General features: G+C 74.1%; 1 protein-coding gene. It reads left to right on the top strand.

Translation table 11 applies throughout. The features are described from left to right. Positions 1 to 100: 100 nt before the first annotated feature. Positions 101 to 1453 (top strand): ComEC/Rec2 family competence protein (locus CXR44_RS04055; RefSeq protein WP_144069853.1); only part of this gene is annotated, 1353 nt, incomplete at its 3' end.

Below are 1453 nucleotides of genomic sequence, written 5' to 3'. Positions count from 1 at the left end.
TGCGGACCTGATGCCCGTTGTCACTCTCGGCCTATAGGTACCTCATTACGTTTGGGCCCAAGAAAATACGCCGAGATCAGGGGAAAGGTCCGCGTCTGACATGCGCAGGCTCCGACCCGAGGCGTCCCCGCCCCCGTCCTCCTTCACCGTCCTCGACACCCCGTCGGACGGCCAGGCGTCCCCGCGCCTGTCCTCCTTCACCGTCCTCGACACCCCGTCGGCGGGCCAGGCGTCCCCGCGCCTGTCCTCCTTCACCGTCCTCGACACCCCACCGGCCGGCCACTCGTGGGCCCTCGCCGCTCCCGCCCTGCTCGCCTGGGCCACCACGCTGATCCTCGTGGGCTGCCCACCCCTCGCCGGACTGACCGTCGCCGCACTCGCCCTCATCGCGGCCCTCGTCACGTCCCGGTGCGCCACCGTCGCCCCGCACGGCAGTCGCCGCGCGCAGCCGAAGCATCCCTGGCCATGGCGCGACATGACCGTCGCCGTCCTCGTGTGCGTCGCCGCCGCCTCGGTGTCGGTGGCCCTCCGCGTGCACGCCGTCAGCAGCGGCCCCGTCTCCGACCTGGCCGCCAAGGAGGCGACCGTCGTCGCCCGGATCACCCTCACGGACGACCCCGAGCTCAAGCCCGGCCGCTTCGGGCGGCAACGGGTCATCGTCTCAGCCGCCCTGGAGCACTACCGGACGCCCCGCCACGGCCAGACCGTACGAGCCCCCGTCCTGGTCCTCGCCCAAGGAGACGAGTGGCGCCCCCTGCTGCCGAGCCAGCAGGTCGAGGTGACCGCCCGGCTTGCCCGGCCGGACCCCGGGGAGCTGATCAGCGCCGTCCTGCTGGTCCGAGGCACGCCCAGAGTCCTGACCGCGCCCAGCCGCGTCCACACCCTCGCCGGAACCCTCAGGGCCGGGCTGCGGGCGGCGGCCGACGTGCTACCCGCCGACCAGCGCGGTCTCCTGCCCGGCCTCGTCGTCGGTGACGTCTCCCGGATGGACCCGCAGGTCAGCACAGACCTGCAGGAAGCAGGGCTCAGCCACCTCAACGCCGTCAGCGGCACCAACCTGTCCATCGTCGCCGGCGCGGCCCTGGCCCTCGCCCGCCTGGCGGGCCTGCCCCTGGCCGCCCGGGCTCTCCTGGCGGCCATCGCGATGATCGGCTTCGCCGTGGTGGCTCGACCTTCCCCGAGCGTCCTGCGAGCCCTCCTCATGGGCCTGGTCGCCGCCATCGCCCTCGGCACCGGCCGCGCCCGCGACGGCGTCGCCGCCCTCTCCGCGGCGATCCTCCTGCTGATCCTCTTCGCACCCGAACTCGCCCGCTCGTACGGCTTCGCCCTGTCGGTCTTCGCGACGGCCGGCATCCTCCTCCTCGCCCCCCGCTGGCGAGACCGCCTCGCAGCCACACCACCCGCCACCACGCCCGGGCCCACCACCACGCCCGGGCCCACCACCACGCCCGGG

This window comes from Nonomuraea indica, assembly GCF_002850745.1.
Lineage (GTDB): Bacteria > Actinomycetota > Actinomycetes > Streptosporangiales > Streptosporangiaceae > Nonomuraea > Nonomuraea indica.
Note: the sequence above shows the minus strand (reverse complement) of the source record. Positions and strands in the feature narration are given on the sequence as shown.